The organism is Streptomyces sp. IBSBF 2435, from assembly GCF_036815005.1.
Lineage (GTDB): Bacteria > Actinomycetota > Actinomycetes > Streptomycetales > Streptomycetaceae > Actinacidiphila.
On the sequence record NZ_JAJSYW010000352.1, the window covers coordinates 355 to 2,591 of the forward strand.

Here is a 2,237-nt window from a genome sequence, read left to right on the forward strand (position 1 = left end):
CGTTGTCCACCAGCTGCCACAGGTGGTCCGCGGTGCCGTTGTCGTCGAACTGCACCACCTGGGCGCTGTTGGCCGTGGACATCAGGTCCACGCCCAGCACCTTCTGCGAGTTGAGGTTGCGGATCCGGTACCAGCCGTCGCCGTTGTCCACCAGCTGCCACAGGTGGTCCGCGGTGCCGTTGTCGTCGAACTGCACGACGTGCGCGCTGTTCGCGGTCGACATCACGTCGACGCCCATCACCTTGCCGGAGTTGCGGTTGCGGATCCTGCGGTAGTCGCCGGTGGTGGACCACTGGTGGCCGTTGGCCGCGGTGGTGGGGAAGGCGGCGATCCGCAGCCGGGCGGCGCCCATCGGGATCAGGGTGACGGTCTCGACGGCGGCCGTGCTGCGGGCCGGTGACGCCTGGAGCGGGGTGACGACGTGCTGGCTGTCCGCCTGCCATTCGGCGATCCGGCGGGCGGGCGCGGTGATGTGCACCGGGGTGCTGTCACGGGTGAAGGGGTCGGCGGGCAGCGGGCCGCCGGCGCGGCCGAAAGCGGTGGCGCCGGCGTCCAGGGCGAGCCCGTAGTTCCACGCGCCGGTGGCGTGCACGGCGTATTCGGGGAATTGCGTGCTGCCGCCGGTCTTGACGTAGCTCTCGCCGATGGACAGCGCGTAGCTGAGCGGGCCGTGGTCGATGCCGGTGGCGCCGTGGTTGCCGGGCCAGGTGCGTACGGTGGTGGCCTGCGGCAGGGTGAGCACGACCGAATCGCCGTTGTTCCAGGTGCGGTTGACGACGGTGAAGGCCGGTCCCGCGGGGGCGCTGACGGCGGCGCCGTTGACGGTGAGCCGGGGGGCGGTGCACCAGCCGGGGATGCGCAGATACAGCGGGAAGGCCAGCGGTCCCGGGGCGCTGACGGTGAGCGTCACGGTGTCGGCGAAGGGGTAGTCGGTGGTCTCGGTGAGGGTCACCTGGGTGCCGCCGGCGACCTTCGCGGTCACCGCGCTGGGTGCGTACATCGCGGCGGCCAGGCCGTGGTCGGGGGTGGCCAGCCACAGCTCCTCGGTGAAGTACGGCCAGCCCATGCCGTAGTTGTGCGGGCAGCAGCGGTATTGGTCGACGCCGGGCAGGAAGGCCTGCATGGCCCAGTTGTTCTGGAACTGCCCCTGCGTCTTGGCGGTGTTGTCCAGGTCCACGCTGTTGGCGCTGGTGATGTAGTGCACCGCCTTGCCGGTCGGGTCGAGCGCGGCGGGCAGCGAGTTGAAGGCCAGGTCCTCGCAGCGGTCGGCCCACACCGGGTCGCCGGTGATCCGGGTCAGCAGCTGGTGGCTGGCCATGAACTCGACGATGCCGCAGGTCTCGAAACCCTGCCGGGGGTCGCCGAAGCCGGGCCTGGCGTTCTCGTCGCCTGCGAATCCGCCGCCGGGGAACTGCCCGTAGGCGGTCATCACGGCGGTGTAGTTCTGGTACGCGGCCTGGGACAGCGCGGTGGACGGCGAGCGCAGCGCGTACTGGGCGGGTTCGCGGAAGCCCTGGGCGATGTTGACGTTGTGCAGGCTCGGCAGGTTGTTCACCCAGTTCGCGCCGCCGGCGTGGATCTTGTCGGCGAGGCCGAGCAGGAAGGAGTCGCCGGTGCGGTTGTAGAGCCAGAAGACGCTGTCCAGGCCGTCGCCCCAGCGGACCGAGACCCAGCTCTGGTTGAAGGCGCCGGGACCCTGCGCGTTCATGTAGCGGAAGAACGCGGTCAGCAGCGGCACGATCCTGGCGTCGGCGCTGTATTCCTGCCAGTTGCGCAGCGCCCATGTCAGCGGCAGGTACGGCCAGAAGTCCGGGCCGCCGCCGAGCGAGGTGCGCAGCGAGGTCGGGCCGAAGAAGCCGTCCGGCTGCGCGGTGGCGACGATCGCGTCGACCCAGCGGCGTACGGCGGCCAGCGCGGTGCTGTCGCCGGTGAGGATCGCCAGGTCGGTGTAGCCGCGCAGCCAGTACGGGACCTCTTCCCAGCCGGTCTTCTCCGGGTGGACCCAGCCGCTGTTGTCCATGGCCAGGAAGTGCGAGGTCGAGGCGTACTGCCCGCACAGCCCGGCGAGTTGCTGCCGGAGCCGGCCGTCCAGCCAGCCGCGGGCGGTGACCGCGCCGGGCGGCAGGCGCAGGAAGGCGGTGGGGGCCAGCGGGGAAGACGACGGGTAAGCCGGGGGTGGGGGACGCCGGCCGCGGGGGGGCGCGTCACCGGGGCGCCCGCAGCCGGCAGATCACCTG

At 71.5% G+C, this 2,237-nt stretch carries 1 pseudogene; it reads right to left on the bottom strand.

From position 1 onward, the window contains the following. Positions 1-2,164, bottom strand: a pseudogene (locus tag V7E46_RS33275) (beta-L-arabinofuranosidase domain-containing protein); the annotation flags it as partial. Positions 2,165-2,237 lie beyond the last annotated feature (73 nt).